Genomic DNA, 19,555 nt, shown 5'->3' on the forward strand with positions numbered 1-19,555 from the left:
ATGAAGCCAGCATTTTTAGCCAAAAGAAACTGGAGCTCCCGAGCCATATTTAATGAAATATCGGACAGCGGTTGGAAAAACTCAAAAATCGATCTTAAATACCGTGATTTTTTCATGGCGGATTTAGTTTCAGAATATGACGCCATCAACCTTTACCATCGCCTACACTTGCAAAGATCTAACTTCTCACCATACTTTGTTCAATACTTAGATTACTGGTTTGCAGATGAGAAAAATCATGCTGATGGTTTTTTTGAGCTGAATCGTCTTTTATTCGGCTCAAGCGAAGAGGAGCTGATTGACCAGTTAAAGACAAGAAAAGGAAATTTTGAGCGTCTCGAAGAAACACTTTCCAGCGAATTCAACCTATTACTCATGTTTGCCTACGACGAATACATTTCGGTCAAGACATACAAAAAAGACACTTTCTATAGCGAGTTCGGACACCCTGCTTTTAACACATGGATTAAAAATTTAATAGCCGACGAAGCAATTCACTTTGGAAACGCGATAAAAATACTGAAACACACCCACACCACGAACTTAGGCATGGCTGAAAATGCACTTTACAACATAGCCAAACTCGAAGCAGGAAGCTACCAAAACACATTCCTACTTGATCACGACGGACCACACTTCTTACTTGAAAAAAATCAACTCGGCAGCACTGTAATTGATACAATTTTATCAGCGCTCGCCAAAGGTCAAAAATGAAAAACCACTACTACATGATCACAGCCTTAGCACTCATGACCTTCGGCGAAATATTAACTATTTACAGCGAAGTATATGCCTCAAAACTTGAGAGCCAACCAATGGAAACCCCATTAATGTTTCTCAAGCCAATACTACTCATTAGCATTGCCGGCACAAGCCTGATCTTTGCATACTGGCTTGGATACAAGGCCACCGGAAACATTTGGGTGGTGACAGTCGCCTCTTTGACGCTACTACTTATTCTAGAGCCCATTGTTATCTATGCAATGTTAAAGGAACTACCTGAACGAGGAGCACTAATAGGTTTTTTCTTAGGGGCGACCGGACTAATTGCCACGATAACACTCTAAAAAATCAATAGGACATAACCATGCATCTCAAAAAAAACACAATGACCTGCACTGTCTGCGGCTATGAATACGACCCAATGGTAGGTGACCCTATGAACGGCATACCAGCCGGAACGCACTGGGAGAATATCCCTGACAACTGGTTATGCCCGGATTGTCAGATGCCCAAGGAAGATTTTGAGAAATCAATTCTATCGTGATAGCTGATCTTACTTGCGAACCACATCAAAAAATCCTTAAACACTCGTAATTAGCTGACAAACTTATTTTAGAATACCAAGCTTGCCAGCTACTTTTTCACCCCCCCCCTAAACAGCCCCATATGTAGCGTCGAAAGCTGTTACTCAATCCCCACCTGATTGCGCCCATTGTGCTTGGCCAGGTACAAGCCCTTGTCAGCCGCCGAAATCAATTGCCGGCAGTCGCTGCCCTGCTTCGGGGTGATGGTCGACAGGCCGATGCTGATGGTCAGGCTCGCCCCTTCGGCTGGGGCGATGTGCGGAATCTTCAGGGCTGCGACGGTCTGACGGAGTTTTTCCGCCACCAGCCGCGCACCGCCCGGCGAGGTGTTGGGCAGCACCAGGGCGAACTCTTCACCGCCATAACGCGCCGGCAGGTCCGAGGGCCGGCTGCTGGCATCGCGGATCGCGGCCGCCACCTTGCGCAGGGCTTCATCACCCTCAAGATGGCCGAAACTGTCGTTATAAGATTTGAAGTAGTCGACATCGATCATCAACAGCGACAGTTGGGTCTGGTCCCGCAGCGACCGCCGCCATTCCAGTTCCAGGTACTCGTCGAAGTGCCGGCGGTTCGACAGGCCGGTCAGGCCGTCGGAGTTCATCAACCGCTGCAGCACCAGGTTGGTGTCGAGCAACTGCTGCTGGCTGACCCGCAACGCCCGGTAGGCCGCATCGCGCTGGATCAGCGTGGTGTAGGAGCGCGAGTGATAACGGATGCGCGCCACCAGCTCGATAGTGTCCGGCAACTTCACCAGGTAGTCGTTGGCCCCGGCGGCAAACGCCGCGCTCTTGATCAAGGGATCTTCCTTGGTCGAGAGCACAATAATCGGGATGTCCTTGGTCGCCGGGTGGTTGCGGTAATCGCGCACCAGCGTCAGGCCGTCGAGGCCGGGCATCACCAGGTCCTGCAGGATCACCGTCGGCTTGATGCGAATGGCCTGGGCGATGGCCTGGTGCGGGTCGGCGCAGAAATGGAAGTCGATGTTGTCTTCGTTCGCCAGACCCCGCCGCACGGCTTCGCCGATCATGGCCTGGTCGTCGACCAGCAGCACCATCGCGGCATTTTCATCGTTCTTGAAAGCGTCGAGCTGTAACTCATCCATGGGGATTCACCTGAGATACTACGTGGCCCGTACCGCTGCGGATGTCATTCATTTTGCAAAGATCTCCAGCAATCGTGGCGCTATTTTTTCCAGCGGGCGAATTTCCACCGCGGCGTCGATGACGGCGGCGGCCTTGGGCATACCGTACACCGCGCTGCTGTGCTGATCCTGAGCGATGGTCAGATAGCCCTGCTGGCGCATCAATTTAAGTCCCTGGGCGCCATCGCGGCCCATCCCGGTGAGCAGCACACCCACTGCATCACCGTTCCAGTAACTGGCCACACTTTCGAAGAACACATCGATCGAGGGCCGGTAGATCTCGTTGACCGGCTCGGCGGTGTAGGCCAGCGTACCGTTTTTCAGCAAACGAATATGGTGGTTGGTGCCGGCCAGCAGCACCGTGCCGCTTTGCGGTGGCTCTCCTTCCTGGGCCAGGCGCACGTTCAGGCCACTGACACTGCTGAGCCACTCAGCCATGCCGGCGGCGAACACCTGGTCCACGTGTTGCACCAGCACGATGGCCGCCGGAAAATCGTGCGGCAAGCCCTTGAGCAGCACTTCCAGCGCCGCCGGGCCGCCGGCCGATGAGCCAATGGCGACCAGACGCTGGCGCGAGGCCGAACTGCGCAGCGGGCTGGGTACCGGGCGCTCGCGGTTGCCCTTCTCGCCGATCAGCCAGCCGATGTTGGTGATTTTGCGCAGCAGCGGTGCGGCGGCCTCCTGGGCATTGCCGACCCCCAGGGCCGGCGTGTCGACCACATCCAGCGCACCGTACCCCATGGCCTCGAACACCCGGTGCACATTCTGCTGGCGGTCGACCGTGACAATGACGATGGCGCACGGGGTTTCAGCCATGATCCGGCGGGTCGCCTCGACCCCATCCATGACCGGCATGATCAGGTCCATCAGGATCAGGTCCGGCGTCAGCTCGGCGCAGCGCTGCACCGCTTCCTCGCCATTACTGGCCACCCACACCACCTGGTGCGCCGGCTCGAACGCCAGGGCCCGGCGCAGCGCTTCGACGGCCATGGGCATATCGTTGACGATTGCGATCTTCATGCCCGCGCTCCTCCTATGAGCTCTACCACTGCGTCGAGCAGGGCATCGTCATGAAAGCTGGCCTTGGCTAGGTAATAGTCGGCGCCCGCGTCCAGCCCACGACGCCGATCCTCTTCACGGTCCTTGTAGGACACCACCATCACCGGCAGCGACTGCAGGCGATTGTCGCGGCGCAACAGCGAGACCAGTTCAATCCCGTCCATGCGCGGCATGTCGATATCGGTAATCAACAGGTCGAAGTCCTCGGCGCGCAGGGCGTTCCAGCCATCCATGCCGTCTACCGCGACGGCCACGTCATAGCCGCGATTGAGCAGCAGCTTGCGTTGCAACTCGCGCACCGTCAGCGAGTCATCGACCACCAGGATCCGTTTGCGGGCCACCTGCGTGGCCTGCTGGCTGTGTCGGGCGATCCGTTCCAGGCGCCCGGTATTGAGCAGTTTCTCCACCGAGCGCAGCATGTCCTCGACGTCGACGATCAACACCACCGAACCATCATCGAGCAAGGCCCCGGCGGAAATATCCTGGATCTTGCCCAGGCGCTCATCCAGCGGCAGCACCACCAGGGTGCGCTCGCCAACAAAACGCTCGACGGCCACGCCGTACACCGCATCGCGTTCACGAATCACCACCACCTTGAGGGTGGCTGCGCTGTGCTGGCTCACCGGCCGTTGCAGCAATTGGGTGGCAGCCACCAGCCCGACATGCCGGCCCTCGTGCCAGAAGTGCTGGCGCCCCTCCACCTGCACGATGTCCTCTGGCGCCAGGTCGCACATGCGCTCGATGTGCGCCAACGGAAAGGCGTACGCCTCTTCGCCCACCTCCACCACCAGGCTGCGGACCACCGACAGGGTCAGCGGCACTTCAAGGTGGAAGCGACTGCCCTCGCCCGCCTTCTGCTCCAGCACCACCGCGCCGCGCAACTGGCGCACCATGTGCTGCACCGCGTCGAGGCCGACCCCACGGCCGGAAACCTCAGTGACTGTGTCGCGCAGGCTGAAGCCGGGCAGAAACAGGAACGTCAGCAGTTCCTCTTCGCTTAATTGCTCAGCCGTCTCGGCCGGCGACAGCTGACGCTGGACGATACTGCGCCGGACCCGTTCCAGGTCCACGCCGTTGCCATCGTCGCTCAGCTCCAGCACCAACAGGCCAGCCTGATGGGAAGCCCGCAGGCGGATCAGCCCTTCGGCCGGTTTGCCGGCCAGCACGCGCTGCTCCGGCGACTCGATACCGTGGTCCACCGCATTGCGCAGCAGGTGGGTCAGCGGTGCTTCGAGTTTTTCCAGCACGTCACGATCGACCTGAGTCTTTTCGCCCTCGATCTCCAGGCGCACCTGTTTGCCCAGGCTACGGCCCAAGTCGCGGACCATCCGCGCCTGGCCAGTCAGCACGTCGGCAAACGGGCGCATGCGGCAGGCCAGCGCGGTGTCGTACAGCACCTGGGCACGCTGGCTGGCTTGCCAGGCAAACTCGTCCAGCTCTGCAGTTTGCTCCGCCAACAATTGCTGAGACTCGGCCAGCAGCCGGCGCGCCTCTTGCAGGGCCTCCTCGACCTCCAGGCTCAGGCTCTGCTCCTTGAGCTGGGCGTTGAGATTTTCCAGGGCGCGCAGGCCGTTGCTCTGCAGACGCTTGAGGCGCTGCAGGGTCGCGAGATAGGGTTTCAGACGCTGGGTCTCGACCAGCGATTTACTCGACAGGTCGAGCAGGCTGTTGAGGCGCTCAGCCGTCACCCGCAGCACCCGCTCGCCGCCCTCGGTGACACGTTTGGCGGGCTTGGCGAACTCCGCCGAGGTCACCAGCAACGGCTCGGGCTCCGACAGCTCAAAACGCGCGACCGGCAGTTCGAGTTGCAGCTCGGCCATCAGCAGCTCCGGCGCCGACGCGGGATCGAGCAACTGCCCCATCAACGCCACGTAGGCGTAGATATCACTGGGCCCGACGTCGTTGCCGGGGGTGGCGATGCGCATCAGCAGGTCGGTGCCTTGCAGCAAGGCGTCAATGTGCTCGGGGCGCAGCAGCAGGCGGCCCTCCTGGGCGCTGACCAGACAATCTTCCATCACATGGGACACTTCGACCCCGGCATCCACGCCAACAATCCGCGCCGCGCCCTTGAGCGAGTGGGCGGCGCGCATGCAGGCTTCCAGGTGATCGGCCTGGGTCGGATCACGCTCCAGCGCCAGCAACCCGGCGCTGAGCACCTGGGTCTGGGCTTCAGCCTCCAGGCTGAACAACTCCAGCAACGAAGCGTCGCGCATTTGCTCGGGGGTCATGTGAGGCTCCGGGTCACGGCGGACAGCAACTGTTCTTCATCCAGCCAACGCAAACTGCGACCGTTAAAGGGCAATACGCCTCGGGTGTACTTGGCGCCGGCCTGCTGGCCCGAGCGCGAGGCCGCGTCGAGCAGCCGTTGGTCGACGGCATGGATCCCGTCGACTTCGTCCACCGGCACCACCACCGGGCCGCCATGGGCGGCAATGATCAACATGCGCGGCATGACCCGCGCACCAGACGCAGTCGCCGTCGAAGCCTCCAGCCCCAGCAACTCCACCAGCGACAGGCAGGCCACCAGTGCGCCGCGCACATTGGCCACCCCCACCAGCGCCCGCGAGCGCTGGTGGGGCAAGGAATGCACCGGCTGCAAAGGCGCCACTTCCACCAGGCTGCGGGTGCTCAGCGCCAGCCACTCCTCCCCCAGGCGGAACATCAGCAGCGAACGGGTGGCGACCTGCGCCTCGACCGTCGCCGACCCATGGGCCTGATCGTCCTGCTGCAGCGCATAACGGTCCAGCAAGCGGGTGGCCGCGGCCGAGTAGACCGCGCAATTGCGGCAATGAATGTGCTCGGCCAACAACCCACAGGACTTGTCACCGTGGACCCCAATGCGGTTCCAGCAGTCGTCGATGGCCTGGGCATCGACATGGGTCACGTTCAACGAAACTGAACCGATCATCGTTTGCGCTCACTGTCCGCGGTACGTTCGTTGCGCGCCGCGCGCTCCTGCAAGCGTCGGCTCCCGGCCACATCACCCTGGGACGCGAGCAAGGCGGCCAGGTGCATCAGGGCTTCGGGGTGTTGCGGCTCCAGGTACAACGCCTTGCGATAAAAACCCTGGGCTTCCAGCACACCGCCGGCCACATCGCTGAGCAGGCCCAACCAGTAGAACACCTGCGCCACCGGGCCGTGGCTGCGCAGGTACGCCTCGCAGGCGGCACGCGCTTCAGGGCTCTTGCCTTCGTTGGCCAGGGTTGCAATGTTGGCCAGCAGCACCGCCGCATCGCCCGCGCCGGGCTGCTCGGCCCGTGACGACACTGGCCGGGACACAGGGGTAAAGGGTCGATTGCGTACCGACGGCGCAGGCGCGCGGCGCACCGGCAGACTCACCGGCAGCGCTGGCGTGATGTAGGCCGGCAGTGGTTGGGGCTCAGGCTCGGTGTGACGGCTGAAGGCAAACGACTGGGGAATGCCGATCGAGCGCATGCCCAGGCGCCCCAGCAAACTGCCTTCGGCGGGGCCGATGAACAGCACGCCGTCAACGTGGGTCAGGCGCTTGAGCACTTCAAAAACCTGGGTCTGGGTCGGCAGATCGAAATAGATCAGCAGGTTGCGGCAAAACACGAAGTCATAGGCCGGTTCATTGGCCAGCAGGGTCGGGTCCAGCAGGTTGCCGACCTGCAGGCGCACCTGCTCGCGAACCCGTTCGCTGAGGCGATAGCCGTCGTCTTCGGCGCTGAAGTGCCGCTCGCGAAAATCGTCCAACTGCCCACGAAAGGAGTTTTTGCCGTAGCGCGCCCGCTTGGCCCGTTCCACCGACAACGGGCTGACGTCCAGGCCGTCGACCTTGAACTGATGGGGTGCCAACCCGGCATCGAGCAAGGCCATGGCGATCGAATAAGGCTCCTCGCCGGTGGAGCACGGCAGGCTGAGGATGCGCAGTGCGCGCATGTTATTGAGCTCGGCCAGGCGTTTGCCCGCCAGCCGGGCCAAGGTGGTAAAGGATTCCGGATAGCGGAAAAACCAGGTCTCGGGCACGATCACCGCTTCGATCAGTGCTTGCTGTTCGTCTCGTGAAGCCAACAAGCGTTGCCAGTATTGATCGGCCGTTTGCACCTGTTGCGCAGTCGTGCGCTGGCGTACCGCGCGCTCGATGATCGCCGGCCCGACGGACGTCACGTCCAGGCCGATGCGTTCCTTGAGGAAGTCGAAAAAGCGTTGGTCGCTGCTCATGCGCGATCCTCAAGCATCGACAGGTCCAAGGGCGGCGACGGAAACAGCAGCGCCCGCACCTGGGGGTCCAGCAGGTCCGCGACCCGTACCCATTGCAGCAGCCCCTGGGCATCCTCGCGCACCGGCCCCAGGTAGGGCGCCTGGCAGTTGTCCAGACCGTAGGGTTGAAACTCCGCCGGATTGCAACGCAAGGTGTCGGTGGCCTGCTCGAGAATCAACCCCAGCAGTTGCGCCGGCAGCGTGGCATCGGGTCGATAGTGCACCAGCACCAGGCGTGTGCTGGTGCGCGCCTCGGCAACCTGGCCGAAGGTCAGCGCGCCGACATCGATCACCGGCACCACCGTCCCACGGTAGGCAAACACCCCGGCGACCCAGTGCGGTGCCCGGGCAATCGGCTTGAGCGGCAGGCGTGGCAGCACCTCCGCCACTTCGACGGCCTGCACTGCATAACGCTCGCCGCCGATGCGAAACACCAGGAACAGCGCTTGTTTCGGGGCCACACCCACGCCCCGCTTGGCCACAAGCTCGCTCATCAGACTTTGAATCGCGATACGCCGCTGCGCAGACCGACGGCCACCTGGCTCAATTCGTCGATGGCGAAACTGGCCTGGCGCAACGACTCGACGGTCTGGCTGCTGGCATCACCCAACTGCACCAGCGCATGGTTGATCTGTTCGGCACCGGTAGCCTGGGCCTGCATGCCTTCGTTGACCATCAGCACCCGCGGCGCCAGCGCCTGGACCTGATGAATGATCTGCGACAGTTGTTCGCCGACCTGCTGTACTTCGGACATGCCGCGGCGCACTTCTTCGGAGAACTTGTCCATGCCCATTACGCCGGCCGAGACCGCGGACTGGATCTCACGGACCATCTGTTCGATGTCATAGGTGGCCACGGCCGTCTGGTCAGCCAGGCGCCGCACTTCGGTGGCGACCACGGCAAACCCGCGGCCGTACTCACCGGCCTTTTCCGCTTCGATGGCGGCGTTCAGCGACAGCAGGTTGGTCTGGTCGGCGACCTTGACGATGGTCACCACCACTTGGTTGATGTTGCCAGCCTTCTCATTGAGGATCGCCAGCTTGGCGTTGACCAGGTCGGCCGCGCCCATTACCGAGTGCATGGTGTCTTCCATGCGCGCCAGGCCCTGCTGACCGGAGCCCGCCAGTACCGAGGCCTGGTCGGCAGCGGTGGAGACTTCGGTCATGGTGCGCACCAGGTCGCGGGAGGTCGCCGCGATTTCCCGCGAGGTTGCCCCGATTTCCGTGGTGGTCGCTGCGGTTTCGGTGGCCGTGGCCTGCTGTTGCTTGGAGGTGGCGGCGATCTCGGTCACCGACGTGGTGACCTGCACCGAAGAACGTTGGGCCTGGGACACCAGCGCGGTGAGCTCGGTCATCATGTCGTTGAAGCCGGTTTCCACCGCGCCGAACTCATCCTTGCGGTCGAGGTTGAGGCGATTGCTCAAATCACCGGTGCGCATGATGTCGAGGATCGTCACGATGCGGTTCATCGGCGCCATGATCGCGCGCATCAGCAGGAAACCGCAGAGCGCCGCCGCCAGCACCGCCACCAATAATGATACGCCCATGCTGATTTTCGCCGCGACGACGGCGTCGTCGATGGCGGTGGTCGCGTGGTCGGCCACCGCCTTGTTCTCACGGATGATGTCGTTGAGCTTGAGGCGGCCAGCAATCCAGGCCGGCGTCAACTGCTCGTTGAACAGCTTGATTGCCTCCTGCTCCTGGTGGTTTTTACGCAACTCAAGGACCGCGCCCAGAATCCGGCTGAAATTCTGATGCGCCTTCTCGAAGGCATCGAACTCGGTGCGGTCTTCGGTACCTTGAACGGTGGTGGCATAGCTGGCTATATGCTCTTCGAGACGCTGCTCGAAGGTCTTGAAGTCGGCGAGGTCTTGCTCAGTGACCCCTTGCCCCTCCTCCAGCCCGAGCATTTTCTGAGTCTTCAGGTAGCTGTCGACCCAGGCACTGCGAATCATCGAGCTGTAATAGACCCCTGGCACGGCATCATCGCGAACGCTGTTCTCACTGGCTTCGATTTTCAGCAGACGTGAATAAGAGACGACCACCATCAACAGCATGATGGCGATAATCACCGCAAAGCTCGCCAAAATGCGTTGGCGCAACGTCCAGTTCTTCACAGTCAGTCCTCGGGGCCATTCAAATGGTGGGGAGTATAGCCGAGGGCGCGCTGGGATTAAGCAGCGGTTGCGCACTGCGTCTCATCCCGAGCGAAAAGTCCGGGTCCGCTCTGGGACGGCTACTTTCCGTCAGATGAACCAAGGGCCGCCAGTGATATTTGTGTAGAAACAGACCGTGGATTGGCCATTACAGGCGGCGGGCGTGTGCCAATGCCCGCCTTGCACAGGACTTGATGTGGGAGCTCGCCGGGCGGCGCTCCCACACGACAACACTCAGAGGCGCACCTGCTTCTCCAGTTCAGCCTTCAAACCCGGTTCCAGCTTGAGCTGGCGGGCCAGTTCGTCGAGGTAGGACTTTTCCATGAAGTTCTCTTCGTCCACCAGCATCACGCTGGCGATGTACATCTCGGCGGCCATTTCCGGGGTGCTGGCGGCGCGGGCGACATCGGTCGGGTCCAGCGGCTTGTTGAGCTCGGCGTGCAGCCAGTGCTGCAACTCCTGGTCGTTGTCCAGCTTGCGGAACTCGCCCTCGATCAACTCACGCTCACGCGCGTCGACATGCCCATCGGCCTTGGCCGCTGCCACCAGGGCCTTGAGGATGGCCTGGCTGTGCTGCTCGACCTGCGCCGGTGGCAGGCGATCGAGGGTTTGCGGCTCGGTCTGCGGCGCCGTGCCCTGCTGAGCCTGCCAGTTGCCGTAGGCCTTGTAGGCGATCACGCCCAGTGCCGCGAGGCCGCCATAGACCGCCACCTTGCCGCCGACTTTGCGCGCCTTCTTGTTACCCAGCAGCAGCCCCATCGCGCCAGCGGCCAAGGCCCCGCCGCCCGCACCGGAGAGCAGGCTGCCCAGGCCACCGCCCGCTGCTTTGTTCTGGGTACCGCCGGCCTTGTTCTGCAACAGGTCCTGGCCGGACTTGAGTAACTGATCGAGCAAACCACGGGTAATCATGTATGGCCTCCAGAAATTAACGTTTAACCGATAAATAAGGCCATCAGCCTAGATCTAAAGTGCCCGGGTCCTGTCAGTGAGTGTACTTCCAGATGTTGCCCACCCCTTGCGGTCGCCGTGCCTGCTGAGCTAGGGCATCGATAAAAAAGATATACACTGGGAAAAATCTATAAAAACCGCCCACCGGGTAATTTCCCATGATGACTCTGCGTCAGATCCGTCATTTCATCGCCGTCGCCGAAACCGGCTCGATCTCGGCCGCCGCGCAAGCGGTGTATATCTCCCAGTCCACCTTGACCCTGGCCATCCAGCAACTGGAGCAGGAGATTGGGGTCAACCTGTTCAACCGCCACGCCAAGGGCATGACCCTGACCCACCAGGGACACCAGTTCCTGCGCCAGGCGCACTTGATCCTGGCCACCGTGGACAACGCCAAGCGCAGCCTGCAACAAAGCACCGACCAGGTGGCCGGGCAGTTGACCATCGGTGTCACCAGCCTGGTCGCGGGCTACTACCTGGCCGACCTGCTGACCCGTTTTCAACGGGCCTACCCCAATGTCGAGATACGGGTGATGGAGGACGAACGCCCGTACATCGAGCACTTGCTGGTCAGCGGCGAAATCGATGTCGGGGTGCTGATCCTGTCCAACCTCGAGGATCGCCACGCCCTGCAAACCGAAGTGCTGACCCACTCGCCCCACCGCCTGTGGCTACCGGCCCAGCACCCGCTGCTGGAGCACGACAGCATCAACCTGGCGGACGTCGCCCGCGAGCCACTGATCCAACTGAACGTCGACGAGATGGACCGCAACGCCCAGCGCATGTGGCGAGCCGCCTCGCTGCAGCCACGCATCACTTTGCGCACCGCCTCGACCGAGGCCGTGCGCAGCCTGGTAGCAGCGGGCCTGGGGGTGTCGATCCAGCCCGACATGACTTACCGCCCATGGTCCCTGGAAGGCGACATCATCGAAGCCCGGCCCATCGCCGACCTCAGCCAGACCCTCGATGTCGGCCTGGCCTGGCGCCGTGGCACCGCCCGCCCGGCACTGGTCGACCCCTTCCTGACAGTGGCCCGCGAACAGCCGCCCGGTGGACGCAAGCCATCTATTTAATCGAATGCGGCATTCAGTATTTAGTATTTGTCGTCCTCAAGCCCCGCCACTAGTCTTTGTGCATCTATAAGACGGTCGGGGCCCCAGTGACAGGGAGCACCATGGCCACACAACAAAAGAGAGCCCGAAAAATGCCCGGCGCGCAGACCCCGTTGTTCACCGCATTGCTGATCGATGGTGAGTTGGTAGCCGGCCAGGGTTTCGTCGAGCCGATTCTCAACCCGGCCACCGGCGAAGTGCTGACCCACATTGCCGAAGCCAACACCGAACAGGTCGAAGCCGCGATCCTCGCCGCCCACCGGGCCTTTGCCGGCTGGTCGCGAACCACGCCGCAACAGCGCTCGAACATCCTGCTGGACATCGCCAACGCCATCGAAAAACACGCTGACCTGCTGGCCCGCCTGGAATCGCTGAACTGCGGCAAGCCACTGCACCTGGCGCGCCAGGACGACCTCAGCGCCACAGTGGATGTGTTTCGCTTCTTCGCCGGCGCCGTGCGCTGCCAGACCGGCCAACTCAGCGGTGAATACCTGCCGGGCTACACCAGCATGGTGCGCCGCGATCCGATTGGCGTGGTGGCCTCGATTGCGCCGTGGAACTACCCGATCATGATGGCCGCCTGGAAAATCGCCCCGGCCCTCGCCGCCGGCAATACCCTGGTGTTCAAGCCGTCGGAACATACCCCGTTGTCAATCCTGGCCCTGGCGCCGGCGCTGGCCGAGATTCTGCCGCGCGGGGTGATCAACATCATCTGCGGGGGCGGCGAAGGGGTGGGCAGCCACCTGGTCAGCCATCCCAAAGTACGCATGGTCTCGCTCACTGGCGACATCGTCACCGGGCAGAAAATCCTCCAGGCCGCCGCCAAGACCCTCAAGCGCACCCACCTGGAATTGGGCGGCAAGGCGCCGGTGATCGTCTGCAACGACGCTGACCTGCAAGCCGTGGTCGCCGGCGTGCGCAGCTACGGTTACTACAACGCCGGGCAAGACTGCACGGCGGCCTGCCGCATCTACGCCCAGTCCGGGATACACGACAAACTGGTGGCGGAACTGGGCGCGGCGGTCAGCAGCCTGCGGTTCGCCGGCAAGCGTGACGCCGACAACGAAATCGGCCCGCTGATCAGCACCCGCCAGCGCGACCGCGTGGCCAGCTTCGTCGAGCGCGCCCTCGGCCAGCCGCACATCGAGCGGGTGACCGGCGCGGCGGTGCATTCCGGTGCCGGCTTCTATTACCAGCCAACCCTGCTCGCCGGTTGCAAGCAAAGCGATGAAATCGTCCAGCGCGAAGTGTTCGGCCCGGTGGTCACCGTGACCCGCTTCGACGAACTGGAACAGGCAGTGGACTGGGCCAACGACTCGGAATACGGCCTGGCCTCGTCAGTCTGGACGCAGAACCTGGACAAGGCGATGCAGGTCGCGGCGCGCTTGCAGTACGGCTGCACCTGGATCAACAGCCACTTCATGCTGGTCAGCGAAATGCCCCACGGCGGCTTGAAACGCTCCGGCTACGGCAAGGATTTGTCCAGCGATTCGCTGCAGGACTACAGCGTGGTGCGGCACATCATGGCCCGCCACGGCAATGACCTGAAGTAACGCTACTAAGCTAACAACAAGCCGAAAAGGCCAGCTGCATCACGTTCAATACTGCCCCGACCATAATTTAAAGAAGAGGGAAACCCCATGTTCGTGCACAAGACCGCACTGCTCAGTGCAATCACCACCGCGCTGCTGGCCAGTGCCAGCCTCCAGGCCGCCGAACCGCTGAAAGCCGTTGGTGCCGGCGAGGGCCAACTGGACATCGTGGCCTGGCCTGGCTACATCGAACGGGGCGAAAGCGACAAGGCCTACGACTGGGTGACCGGCTTCGAGAAGGAGACCGGCTGCAAGGTCAACGTCAAGACCGCCGCCACTTCCGATGAAATGGTCAGCCTGATGGCCAAGGGCGGCTACGACCTGGTGACCGCCTCGGGCGACGCCTCGCTACGGTTGATCGTCGGCAAGCGTGTGCAGCCGATCAATACCTCCCTGATCCCCAACTGGAAAAACCTCGACCCGCGCCTCAAGGACGCTCCCTGGTACGTGGTCAACCAGCAAACGTACGGCACCCCCTATCAATGGGGTCCGAACGTGCTGATGTACAACACCAACGTGTTCAAGACCGCGCCTACCAGCTGGAACGTGGTGTTCGATGCGCAGAACCTGCCAGACGGCAAGCCGAACAAGGGCCGCGTGCAGGCCTATGACGGTCCGATCTACATCGCCGACGCGGCGCTGTACCTGAAAACCACCCAGCCGGAACTGGGCATCCAGAGCCCCTACGAGCTGACCGAAGCGCAATACAAGGCCGTGCTCGACCTGCTGCGCGCCCAGCAGCCGCTGATCCACCGCTACTGGCACGACACCACCGTGCAAATGAGTGACTTCAAGAACGAAGGGGTAGTGGCCTCCAGCGCCTGGCCTTATCAGGTCAACGGCCTGATGAACGAGAAACAGCCCATCGCCTCGACCATCCCGAAAGAAGGCGCCACCGGCTGGGCCGACACCACCATGCTGCACGCCGAGGCCAAGCACCCGAACTGCGCCTACAAGTGGATGGACTGGTCGCTGCAACCCAAGGTCCAGGGCGACGTCGCGGCCTGGTTTGGCTCGTTGCCCGCGGTCCCGGCGGCTTGCCAGGGCAGCGAACTGCTGGGTGCCGAAGGCTGCAAGACCAACGGATTCGACCAGTTCGAGAAGATCGCCTTCTGGAAAACCCCGCAGGCTGAAGGTGGCAAGTTCGTGCCATACAGCCGCTGGACCCAGGACTACATCGCGATCATGGGCGGCCGCTAAAAGTCATTCCGGTAGCGGCTGCGCGTCGATTATTCGCGCCCGGGCAGTGCTCGCCTCCTCACGTACTGACGTACGCTCCGGGGGCTGTGCGCTGGCCGGACACGACTAATCGCCGCTCGCGACGCTCCCGAAACGACTTTTCCACATCCTGAGCTTTGTCAAAAGCTCAACGGTTTACGCAATAACTGTTTTTTCAGAAGTCCAGGCAGGGCCGCTGCGACGGCCCGCGCCTTTTTGGAGCATCGCACCATGACGCTTGCAGTCCAGTTCACCAACGTTTCCCGTCTATTCGGCGAAGTGAAAGCCGTAGACCGGGTTTCCATCGACATCCAGGACGGCGAGTTCTTTTCCATGCTCGGTCCTTCCGGCTCGGGCAAGACCACCTGCCTGCGGCTGATCGCCGGCTTCGAACAGCCGAGCGCGGGGTCGATCCGCATCCACGGCGAAGAAGCCGCCGGCCTGCCGCCCTATCAGCGTGACGTCAACACCGTCTTCCAGGATTACGCCCTGTTCCCGCACATGAATGTCCGCGACAACGTCGCCTACGGCTTGAAGGTCAAGGGCGTGGCCAAGAACGAGCGCCTGGAGCGTGCCGAAGAAGCCCTCGCCATGGTGGCCCTGGGTGGCTACGGCGAGCGCAAGCCGGTGCAATTGTCCGGCGGCCAGCGCCAGCGCGTGGCCCTGGCCCGGGCGCTGGTCAATCGCCCGCGGGTGCTGTTGCTCGACGAGCCCCTGGGGGCGCTGGACCTGAAGCTGCGTGAGCAAATGCAGAGCGAGCTGAAAAAGCTCCAACGCCAGCTCGGCATTACCTTCATTTTCGTCACCCACGACCAGACCGAAGCCCTGTCGATGTCCGACCGCGTGGCGGTGTTCAACAAAGGCCGCATCGAGCAGGTCGACACCCCGCGCAACCTGTACATGAAACCGGCCACCACCTTCGTCGCCGAATTCGTCGGCACCTCCAACGTGATCCGCGGCGACCTGGCGCAACAACTGAGCGGCAACCCGCAGCCCTTCTCGATTCGTCCGGAACACGTGCGTTTCGCCGAAGGCCCGCTGGCCAGCCATGAGATCGAAGTCAGCGGCCTGCTGCACGACATCCAGTACCAAGGCAGCGCCACCCGTTACGAGTTGAAGCTGGAAAACGGCCAGACCCTGAACATCAGCAAGGCCAACAACCAGTGGCTGGACACCAGCGCCCAGCACCAGACCGGGCAACGCATCAGCGCACGCTGGGCCCGCGAGGCGATGACCCCACTGCACGACACCGTCACGAGCGGGGCTTGAGATGAACACCGTAGCCATGACCCAAACGCCCCCCGGGGGCTCGCCGCTGCGCCGGTTCTCCAACCTGCTGTACCGCCGCCCCAACCTGTACCTGTCGATGCTGCTGGTACCGCCGCTGATCTGGTTCGGCGCGATCTATCTGGGTTCGCTCCTGACCCTGCTGTGGCAGGGCTTCTACACCTTTGACGACTTCACCATGGCGGTCACCCCCGACCTGACCCTGGGCAACTTCGCCGCGCTGTTCCAGCCGTCGAACTTCGACATCATCCTGCGCACCCTGAGCATGGCCATCGTGGTGTCGATCGCCAGCGCCATCGTGGCGTTTCCGATTGCCTACTACATGGCACGCTACACCACCGGCAAGACCAAGGCGTTCTTCTACATCGCGGTGATGATGCCGATGTGGGCCAGCTACATCGTCAAGGCCTACGCCTGGACCCTGCTGCTGGCCAAGGGCGGCGTTGCGCAGTGGTTCGTGCAGCACCTGGGGCTGGAGCCGGTGCTGCAGTTCGTCCTGGGGATTCCCGGGGTCGGTGGCAGCACCTTGTCCACCTCGCACCTGGGACGCTTCATGGTGTTCGTGTACATCTGGCTGCCGTTCATGATCCTGCCGATCCAGGCGTCGCTGGAACGCCTGCCACCGTCCCTGTTGCAAGCCTCCGCCGACCTCGGGGCCAAGCCGCGCCAGACCTTCATGCAGGTGATCCTGCCGCTGTCGGTACCGGGCATCGCCGCCGGCTCGATCTTCACCTTCTCCCTGACCCTGGGCGACTTCATCGTGCCGCAACTGGTGGGCCCGCCGGGTTACTTCGTCGGGAGCATGGTCTACGCCCAGCAAGGCGCAATCGGCAACATGCCCATGGCCGCGGCCTTCACCCTGGTGCCCATCGTGCTGATCGCCATCTACCTGTCCATCGTCAAACGCCTGGGGGCCTTCGATGCACTCTGAAAAAGCTTCTTTAGGTCTGCGCATTGCCGCCTGGGGCGGGCTGGTGTTCCTGCACTTCCCGATCCTGATCATCTTCCTGTACGCCTTCAATACCGAAGACGCGGCGTTCAGCTTCCCGCCCAAAGGCTTCACCCTGAAGTGGATCGGCGTGGCGTTCTCACGGCCTGACGTACTGGAAGCCATCAAGCTGTCGGCCCAGATCGCCGCCCTCGCGACCCTGATCGCCATGGTCCTCGGCACCCTGGCCTCGGCGGCGCTGTACCGGCGGGATTTCTTCGGCAAGCAAGGTATCTCGCTGATGCTGATCCTGCCGATTGCCCTGCCGGGGATCATCACCGGCATCGCGTTGCTGGCGACCTTCAAGACCCTGGGCATCGAGCCAGGCATGTTCACCATCATCGTCGGTCACGCGACTTTCTGTGTGGTGATCGTCTACAACAACGTCATCGCCCGCCTGCGTCGCACCTCCCACAGCCTGATCGAGGCCTCGATGGACCTGGGCGCCGACGGCTGGCAGACCTTCCGCTACATCATGCTGCCGAACCTGGGCTCGGCGTTACTGGCCGGCGGCATGCTGGCGTTTGCCCTGTCGTTCGACGAAATCATCGTGACGACCTTCACCGCCGGCCATGAACGCACCTTGCCGCTGTGGCTGCTCAACCAGCTCAGCCGCCCACGGGATGTGCCCGTGACCAACGTGGTGGCGATGCTGGTGATGATCGTGACCATGCTGCCGATTCTCGGTGCCTATTACCTGACGCGTGGGGGTGAAAGCGTGGCCGGTAGCGGTGGGAAGTAACTGACGACCAACATCTCCTGTAGGAGCGAGCCTGCTCGCGAAAAACGTTGACGATGACGAGTGCTGCCTGGATGAACGCGGTGCTCTGACGTTCTTCGCGAGCAGGCTCGCTCCTACAGTGATCCGGTTTCTACAGAACAATAAAAGCGCCAAAGAGGACATGAACATGCAAACCAAACTGCTGATCAACGGCCAACTGGTGGAAGGCGAAGGCCCGGCCCAGGCCGTCTTCAACCCGTCGCTGGGCCGCGTGCTGGTGCAGATCAACGAAGCCAGCGAAGCCCAGGTCGACGCGGCCGTACGTGCCGCCGATGCCGCCTTCGACAACTGGTCGCAGACCCCACCCAAGGACCGTTCGCTGTTGCTGCTCAAGCTCGCCGATGCCATCGAAGCCCACGGCGAAGAGCTGGCCAAGCTGGAATCAGACAACTGCGGCAAACCCCTGAGCGCGGCGTTGAACGACGAGATCCCGGCGATTGCCGATGTGTTCCGCTTCTTCGCCGGCGCCAGCCGTTGCATGAGCGGCATGGCCGGGGGTGAGTACCTGTCGGGCCACACGTCGATGATCCGCCGCGACCCGGTGGGCGTGATCGCCTCCATTGCACCGTGGAACTACCCGCTGATGATGGTCGCCTGGAAAATCGCTCCAGCCCTGGCGGCCGGCAATACCGTAGTACTCAAGCCGTCGGAACAAACCCCGTTGACCGCCTTGCGCCTGGCTGAGCTCGCGTCGGAGATTTTCCCGGCGGGTGTGCTCAACCTGGTGTTCGGTCGTGGGCCAACGGTGGGTAGCCCGCTGGTCACCCACCCGAAAGTGCGCATGGTGTCGCTGACCGGCTCGATTGCCACCGGCTCGAACATCATTTCCAGCACCGCCGACAGCGTCAAACGCATGCACATGGAACTGGGCGGCAAGGCGCCGGTGATCATCTTCGACGACGCCGACATCGACGCGGCCGTGGAAGGCATCCGCACCTTCGGTTTCTATAACGCCGGGCAAGACTGCACCGCTGCCTGCCGCATCTATGCCCAGGCCGGGATCTACGAGCGGTTCGTGGAAAAGCTCGGGGCCGCGGTGAGCAGCATCAAGTACGGCCTGCAGGATGATCCCGCCACTGAACTGGGCCCGCTGATCACCGCCCAGCATCGCGACCGCGTCGCCGGTTTTGTCGAGCGTGCCGTGGCGCAACCGCACATTCGCCTGGTTACCGGCGGCAAGGCGGTGGAAGGCGATGGTTTCTTCTTCGAGCCGACGGTACTGGCCGATGCCCAGCAGGACGATGAAATCGTTCGGCGTGAAGTGTTCGGGCCAGTGGTCTCGGTGACCCGTTTCAACGATGAGGCCCAGGTACTGGGCTGGGCCAACGACTCGGACTACGGCCTGGCGTCTTCGCTGTGGACCGCCGACGTGGGCCGCGCCCACCGTCTCGCCGCGCGTTTGCAGTACGGCTGCACCTGGGTCAACACCCACTTCATGCTGGTCAGTGAAATGCCCCATGGCGGTCAGAAACTGTCCGGGTATGGCAAGGACATGTCCATGTATGGGCTAGAGGACTACACCACCGTGCGGCATGTGATGTTCAAGCATTAACCGCTTCGCGAGCAGGCTCCCACAGGTTCACCGCAGCCCCTGTGGGAGCCTGCTCGCGAAGCCCCCCCCCAAAAAAACGATAACCTCGGATCCTGGTTGAGCCATCGTGCTCGCCGCGGCAGGCGATGCCTGGAAAGTCAGCCGGTAACGATAACGCCCTGCCCCATGCACGCGGGTCCGGGCGACTAAAAAAC

General features: G+C 62.1%; 18 protein-coding genes. 10 read left to right on the forward strand and 8 right to left on the reverse strand.

Features of this window, described 5'->3' with window-relative positions:
* The 3 genes from AACY45_RS16745 to AACY45_RS16755 are packed head-to-tail and all read left to right on the forward strand — an operon-like array spanning position 1 to position 1,267.
* Positions 1 to 714, forward strand: a complete 714-nt coding sequence (locus AACY45_RS16745) for a hypothetical protein (protein WP_339546480.1) — start codon at positions 1 to 3, stop codon at positions 712 to 714.
* A 14-nt stretch (positions 715 to 728) separates the two neighbouring features.
* Complete coding sequence (locus AACY45_RS16750; protein ID WP_339546526.1) at positions 729 to 1,067, forward strand: hypothetical protein; 339 nt, start codon at positions 729 to 731, stop codon at positions 1,065 to 1,067.
* Between the two features lie 20 nt (positions 1,068 to 1,087).
* A complete protein-coding gene (locus AACY45_RS16755) occupies positions 1,088 to 1,267 on the forward strand; it encodes a rubredoxin (protein ID WP_339546481.1) in 180 nt (59 codons plus the stop codon).
* Positions 1,268 to 1,407: 140 nt separating this feature from the next.
* On the opposite strand, the gene AACY45_RS16760 is transcribed toward AACY45_RS16755, so the two are convergent.
* The 8 genes from AACY45_RS16760 to AACY45_RS16795 all read right to left on the reverse strand — a co-directional run bounded on the left by AACY45_RS16760 (position 1,408) and on the right by AACY45_RS16795 (position 10,792).
* Positions 1,408 to 2,409, reverse strand: a complete 1,002-nt coding sequence (locus AACY45_RS16760; RefSeq protein WP_339546482.1) for a PleD family two-component system response regulator — start codon at positions 2,407 to 2,409, stop codon at positions 1,408 to 1,410.
* 48 nt (positions 2,410 to 2,457) lie between these two features.
* Positions 2,458 to 3,468, reverse strand: a complete 1,011-nt coding sequence (locus AACY45_RS16765) for a chemotaxis response regulator protein-glutamate methylesterase (RefSeq protein ID WP_339546483.1) — start codon at positions 3,466 to 3,468, stop codon at positions 2,458 to 2,460.
* Complete coding sequence (locus tag AACY45_RS16770; protein ID WP_339546484.1) at positions 3,465 to 5,735, reverse strand: hybrid sensor histidine kinase/response regulator; 2,271 nt, start codon at positions 5,733 to 5,735, stop codon at positions 3,465 to 3,467. Before AACY45_RS16770 ends, AACY45_RS16765 begins: the two co-directional genes overlap by 4 nt.
* Positions 5,732 to 6,415, reverse strand: coding sequence for a chemotaxis protein CheW (locus AACY45_RS16775; RefSeq protein ID WP_339546485.1), 684 nt, complete (start codon positions 6,413 to 6,415; stop codon positions 5,732 to 5,734). The genes AACY45_RS16770 and AACY45_RS16775 overlap by 4 nt, the downstream gene beginning before the upstream one ends.
* A complete protein-coding gene (locus AACY45_RS16780; protein ID WP_339546486.1) occupies positions 6,412 to 7,689 on the reverse strand; it encodes a CheR family methyltransferase in 1,278 nt (425 codons plus the stop codon). The genes AACY45_RS16775 and AACY45_RS16780 overlap by 4 nt, the downstream gene beginning before the upstream one ends.
* A complete protein-coding gene (locus AACY45_RS16785; RefSeq protein WP_339546487.1) occupies positions 7,686 to 8,222 on the reverse strand; it encodes a chemotaxis protein CheW in 537 nt (178 codons plus the stop codon). Before AACY45_RS16785 ends, AACY45_RS16780 begins: the two co-directional genes overlap by 4 nt.
* Positions 8,222 to 9,784 (reverse strand): methyl-accepting chemotaxis protein, encoded by a 1,563-nt coding sequence (locus AACY45_RS16790; protein WP_445261193.1) that lies wholly within the window; start codon positions 9,782 to 9,784, stop codon positions 8,222 to 8,224. The genes AACY45_RS16785 and AACY45_RS16790 overlap by 1 nt, the downstream gene beginning before the upstream one ends.
* 333 nt (positions 9,785 to 10,117) lie before the next feature.
* Positions 10,118 to 10,792: a tellurite resistance TerB family protein gene (locus AACY45_RS16795; protein ID WP_339546489.1), complete on the reverse strand. Its 675-nt coding sequence runs from the start codon at positions 10,790 to 10,792 to the stop codon at positions 10,118 to 10,120.
* Positions 10,793 to 10,989: 197 nt separating this feature from the next.
* On the opposite strand from AACY45_RS16795, the gene AACY45_RS16800 reads away from it, so the two are divergent.
* From AACY45_RS16800 to AACY45_RS16830, 7 genes are all read left to right on the forward strand, one after another.
* The gene (locus AACY45_RS16800) at positions 10,990 to 11,904 is read left to right on the forward strand and encodes a LysR family transcriptional regulator (RefSeq protein ID WP_166588604.1); all 915 of its coding nucleotides are present in this window, start codon (positions 10,990 to 10,992) and stop codon (positions 11,902 to 11,904) included.
* 101 nt (positions 11,905 to 12,005) lie between these two features.
* A complete protein-coding gene (locus AACY45_RS16805) occupies positions 12,006 to 13,496 on the forward strand; it encodes a gamma-aminobutyraldehyde dehydrogenase (protein WP_339546490.1) in 1,491 nt (496 codons plus the stop codon).
* 87 nt (positions 13,497 to 13,583) lie between these two features.
* Positions 13,584 to 14,735: a putative ABC transporter substrate-binding protein YdcS gene (ydcS, locus tag AACY45_RS16810; RefSeq protein ID WP_339546491.1), complete on the forward strand. Its 1,152-nt coding sequence runs from the start codon at positions 13,584 to 13,586 to the stop codon at positions 14,733 to 14,735.
* Positions 14,736 to 14,984: 249 nt separating this feature from the next.
* Complete coding sequence (locus tag AACY45_RS16815; RefSeq protein ID WP_339546492.1) at positions 14,985 to 16,022, forward strand: ABC transporter ATP-binding protein; 1,038 nt, start codon at positions 14,985 to 14,987, stop codon at positions 16,020 to 16,022.
* Position 16,023: 1 nt separating this feature from the next.
* Positions 16,024 to 16,971 carry an ABC transporter permease gene (locus AACY45_RS16820; protein ID WP_339546493.1) on the forward strand — a complete coding sequence of 316 codons (948 nt, stop codon included), beginning with the start codon at positions 16,024 to 16,026 and terminating at the stop codon, positions 16,969 to 16,971.
* Complete coding sequence (locus AACY45_RS16825) at positions 16,961 to 17,770, forward strand: ABC transporter permease (protein ID WP_339546494.1); 810 nt, start codon at positions 16,961 to 16,963, stop codon at positions 17,768 to 17,770. Before AACY45_RS16820 ends, AACY45_RS16825 begins: the two co-directional genes overlap by 11 nt.
* Positions 17,771 to 17,936: 166 nt before the next feature.
* On the forward strand, positions 17,937 to 19,361 hold the full coding sequence (locus AACY45_RS16830) for a gamma-aminobutyraldehyde dehydrogenase (protein WP_339546495.1): 1,425 nt from the start codon (positions 17,937 to 17,939) through the stop codon (positions 19,359 to 19,361).
* Positions 19,362 to 19,555 lie beyond the last annotated feature (194 nt).

This window comes from Pseudomonas sp. RA_35y_Pfl2_P32 (assembly GCF_963970735.1).
Taxonomy (GTDB): domain Bacteria; phylum Pseudomonadota; class Gammaproteobacteria; order Pseudomonadales; family Pseudomonadaceae; genus Aquipseudomonas.

Coding starts and splice junctions, on each gene's coding strand:
- AACY45_RS16745 (WP_339546480.1), top strand. CDS start 1: ATGAAGCCAGCATTTTTAGCCAAAAGAAACTGGAGCTCCCGAGCCATA.
- AACY45_RS16750 (WP_339546526.1), top strand. CDS start 729: ATGATCACAGCCTTAGCACTCATGACCTTCGGCGAAATATTAACTATT.
- AACY45_RS16755 (WP_339546481.1), top strand. CDS start 1,088: ATGCATCTCAAAAAAAACACAATGACCTGCACTGTCTGCGGCTATGAA.
- AACY45_RS16760 (WP_339546482.1), bottom strand. CDS start 2,409: ATGGATGAGTTACAGCTCGACGCTTTCAAGAACGATGAAAATGCCGCG.
- AACY45_RS16765 (WP_339546483.1), bottom strand. CDS start 3,468: ATGAAGATCGCAATCGTCAACGATATGCCCATGGCCGTCGAAGCGCTG.
- AACY45_RS16770 (WP_339546484.1), bottom strand. CDS start 5,735: ATGACCCCCGAGCAAATGCGCGACGCTTCGTTGCTGGAGTTGTTCAGC.
- AACY45_RS16775 (WP_339546485.1), bottom strand. CDS start 6,415: ATGATCGGTTCAGTTTCGTTGAACGTGACCCATGTCGATGCCCAGGCC.
- AACY45_RS16780 (WP_339546486.1), bottom strand. CDS start 7,689: ATGAGCAGCGACCAACGCTTTTTCGACTTCCTCAAGGAACGCATCGGC.
- AACY45_RS16785 (WP_339546487.1), bottom strand. CDS start 8,222: ATGAGCGAGCTTGTGGCCAAGCGGGGCGTGGGTGTGGCCCCGAAACAA.
- AACY45_RS16790 (WP_445261193.1), bottom strand. CDS start 9,784: ATGCTGTTGATGGTGGTCGTCTCTTATTCACGTCTGCTGAAAATCGAA.
- AACY45_RS16795 (WP_339546489.1), bottom strand. CDS start 10,792: ATGATTACCCGTGGTTTGCTCGATCAGTTACTCAAGTCCGGCCAGGAC.
- AACY45_RS16800 (WP_166588604.1), top strand. CDS start 10,990: ATGATGACTCTGCGTCAGATCCGTCATTTCATCGCCGTCGCCGAAACC.
- AACY45_RS16805 (WP_339546490.1), top strand. CDS start 12,006: ATGGCCACACAACAAAAGAGAGCCCGAAAAATGCCCGGCGCGCAGACC.
- ydcS (WP_339546491.1), top strand. CDS start 13,584: ATGTTCGTGCACAAGACCGCACTGCTCAGTGCAATCACCACCGCGCTG.
- AACY45_RS16815 (WP_339546492.1), top strand. CDS start 14,985: ATGACGCTTGCAGTCCAGTTCACCAACGTTTCCCGTCTATTCGGCGAA.
- AACY45_RS16820 (WP_339546493.1), top strand. CDS start 16,024: ATGAACACCGTAGCCATGACCCAAACGCCCCCCGGGGGCTCGCCGCTG.
- AACY45_RS16825 (WP_339546494.1), top strand. CDS start 16,961: ATGCACTCTGAAAAAGCTTCTTTAGGTCTGCGCATTGCCGCCTGGGGC.
- AACY45_RS16830 (WP_339546495.1), top strand. CDS start 17,937: ATGCAAACCAAACTGCTGATCAACGGCCAACTGGTGGAAGGCGAAGGC.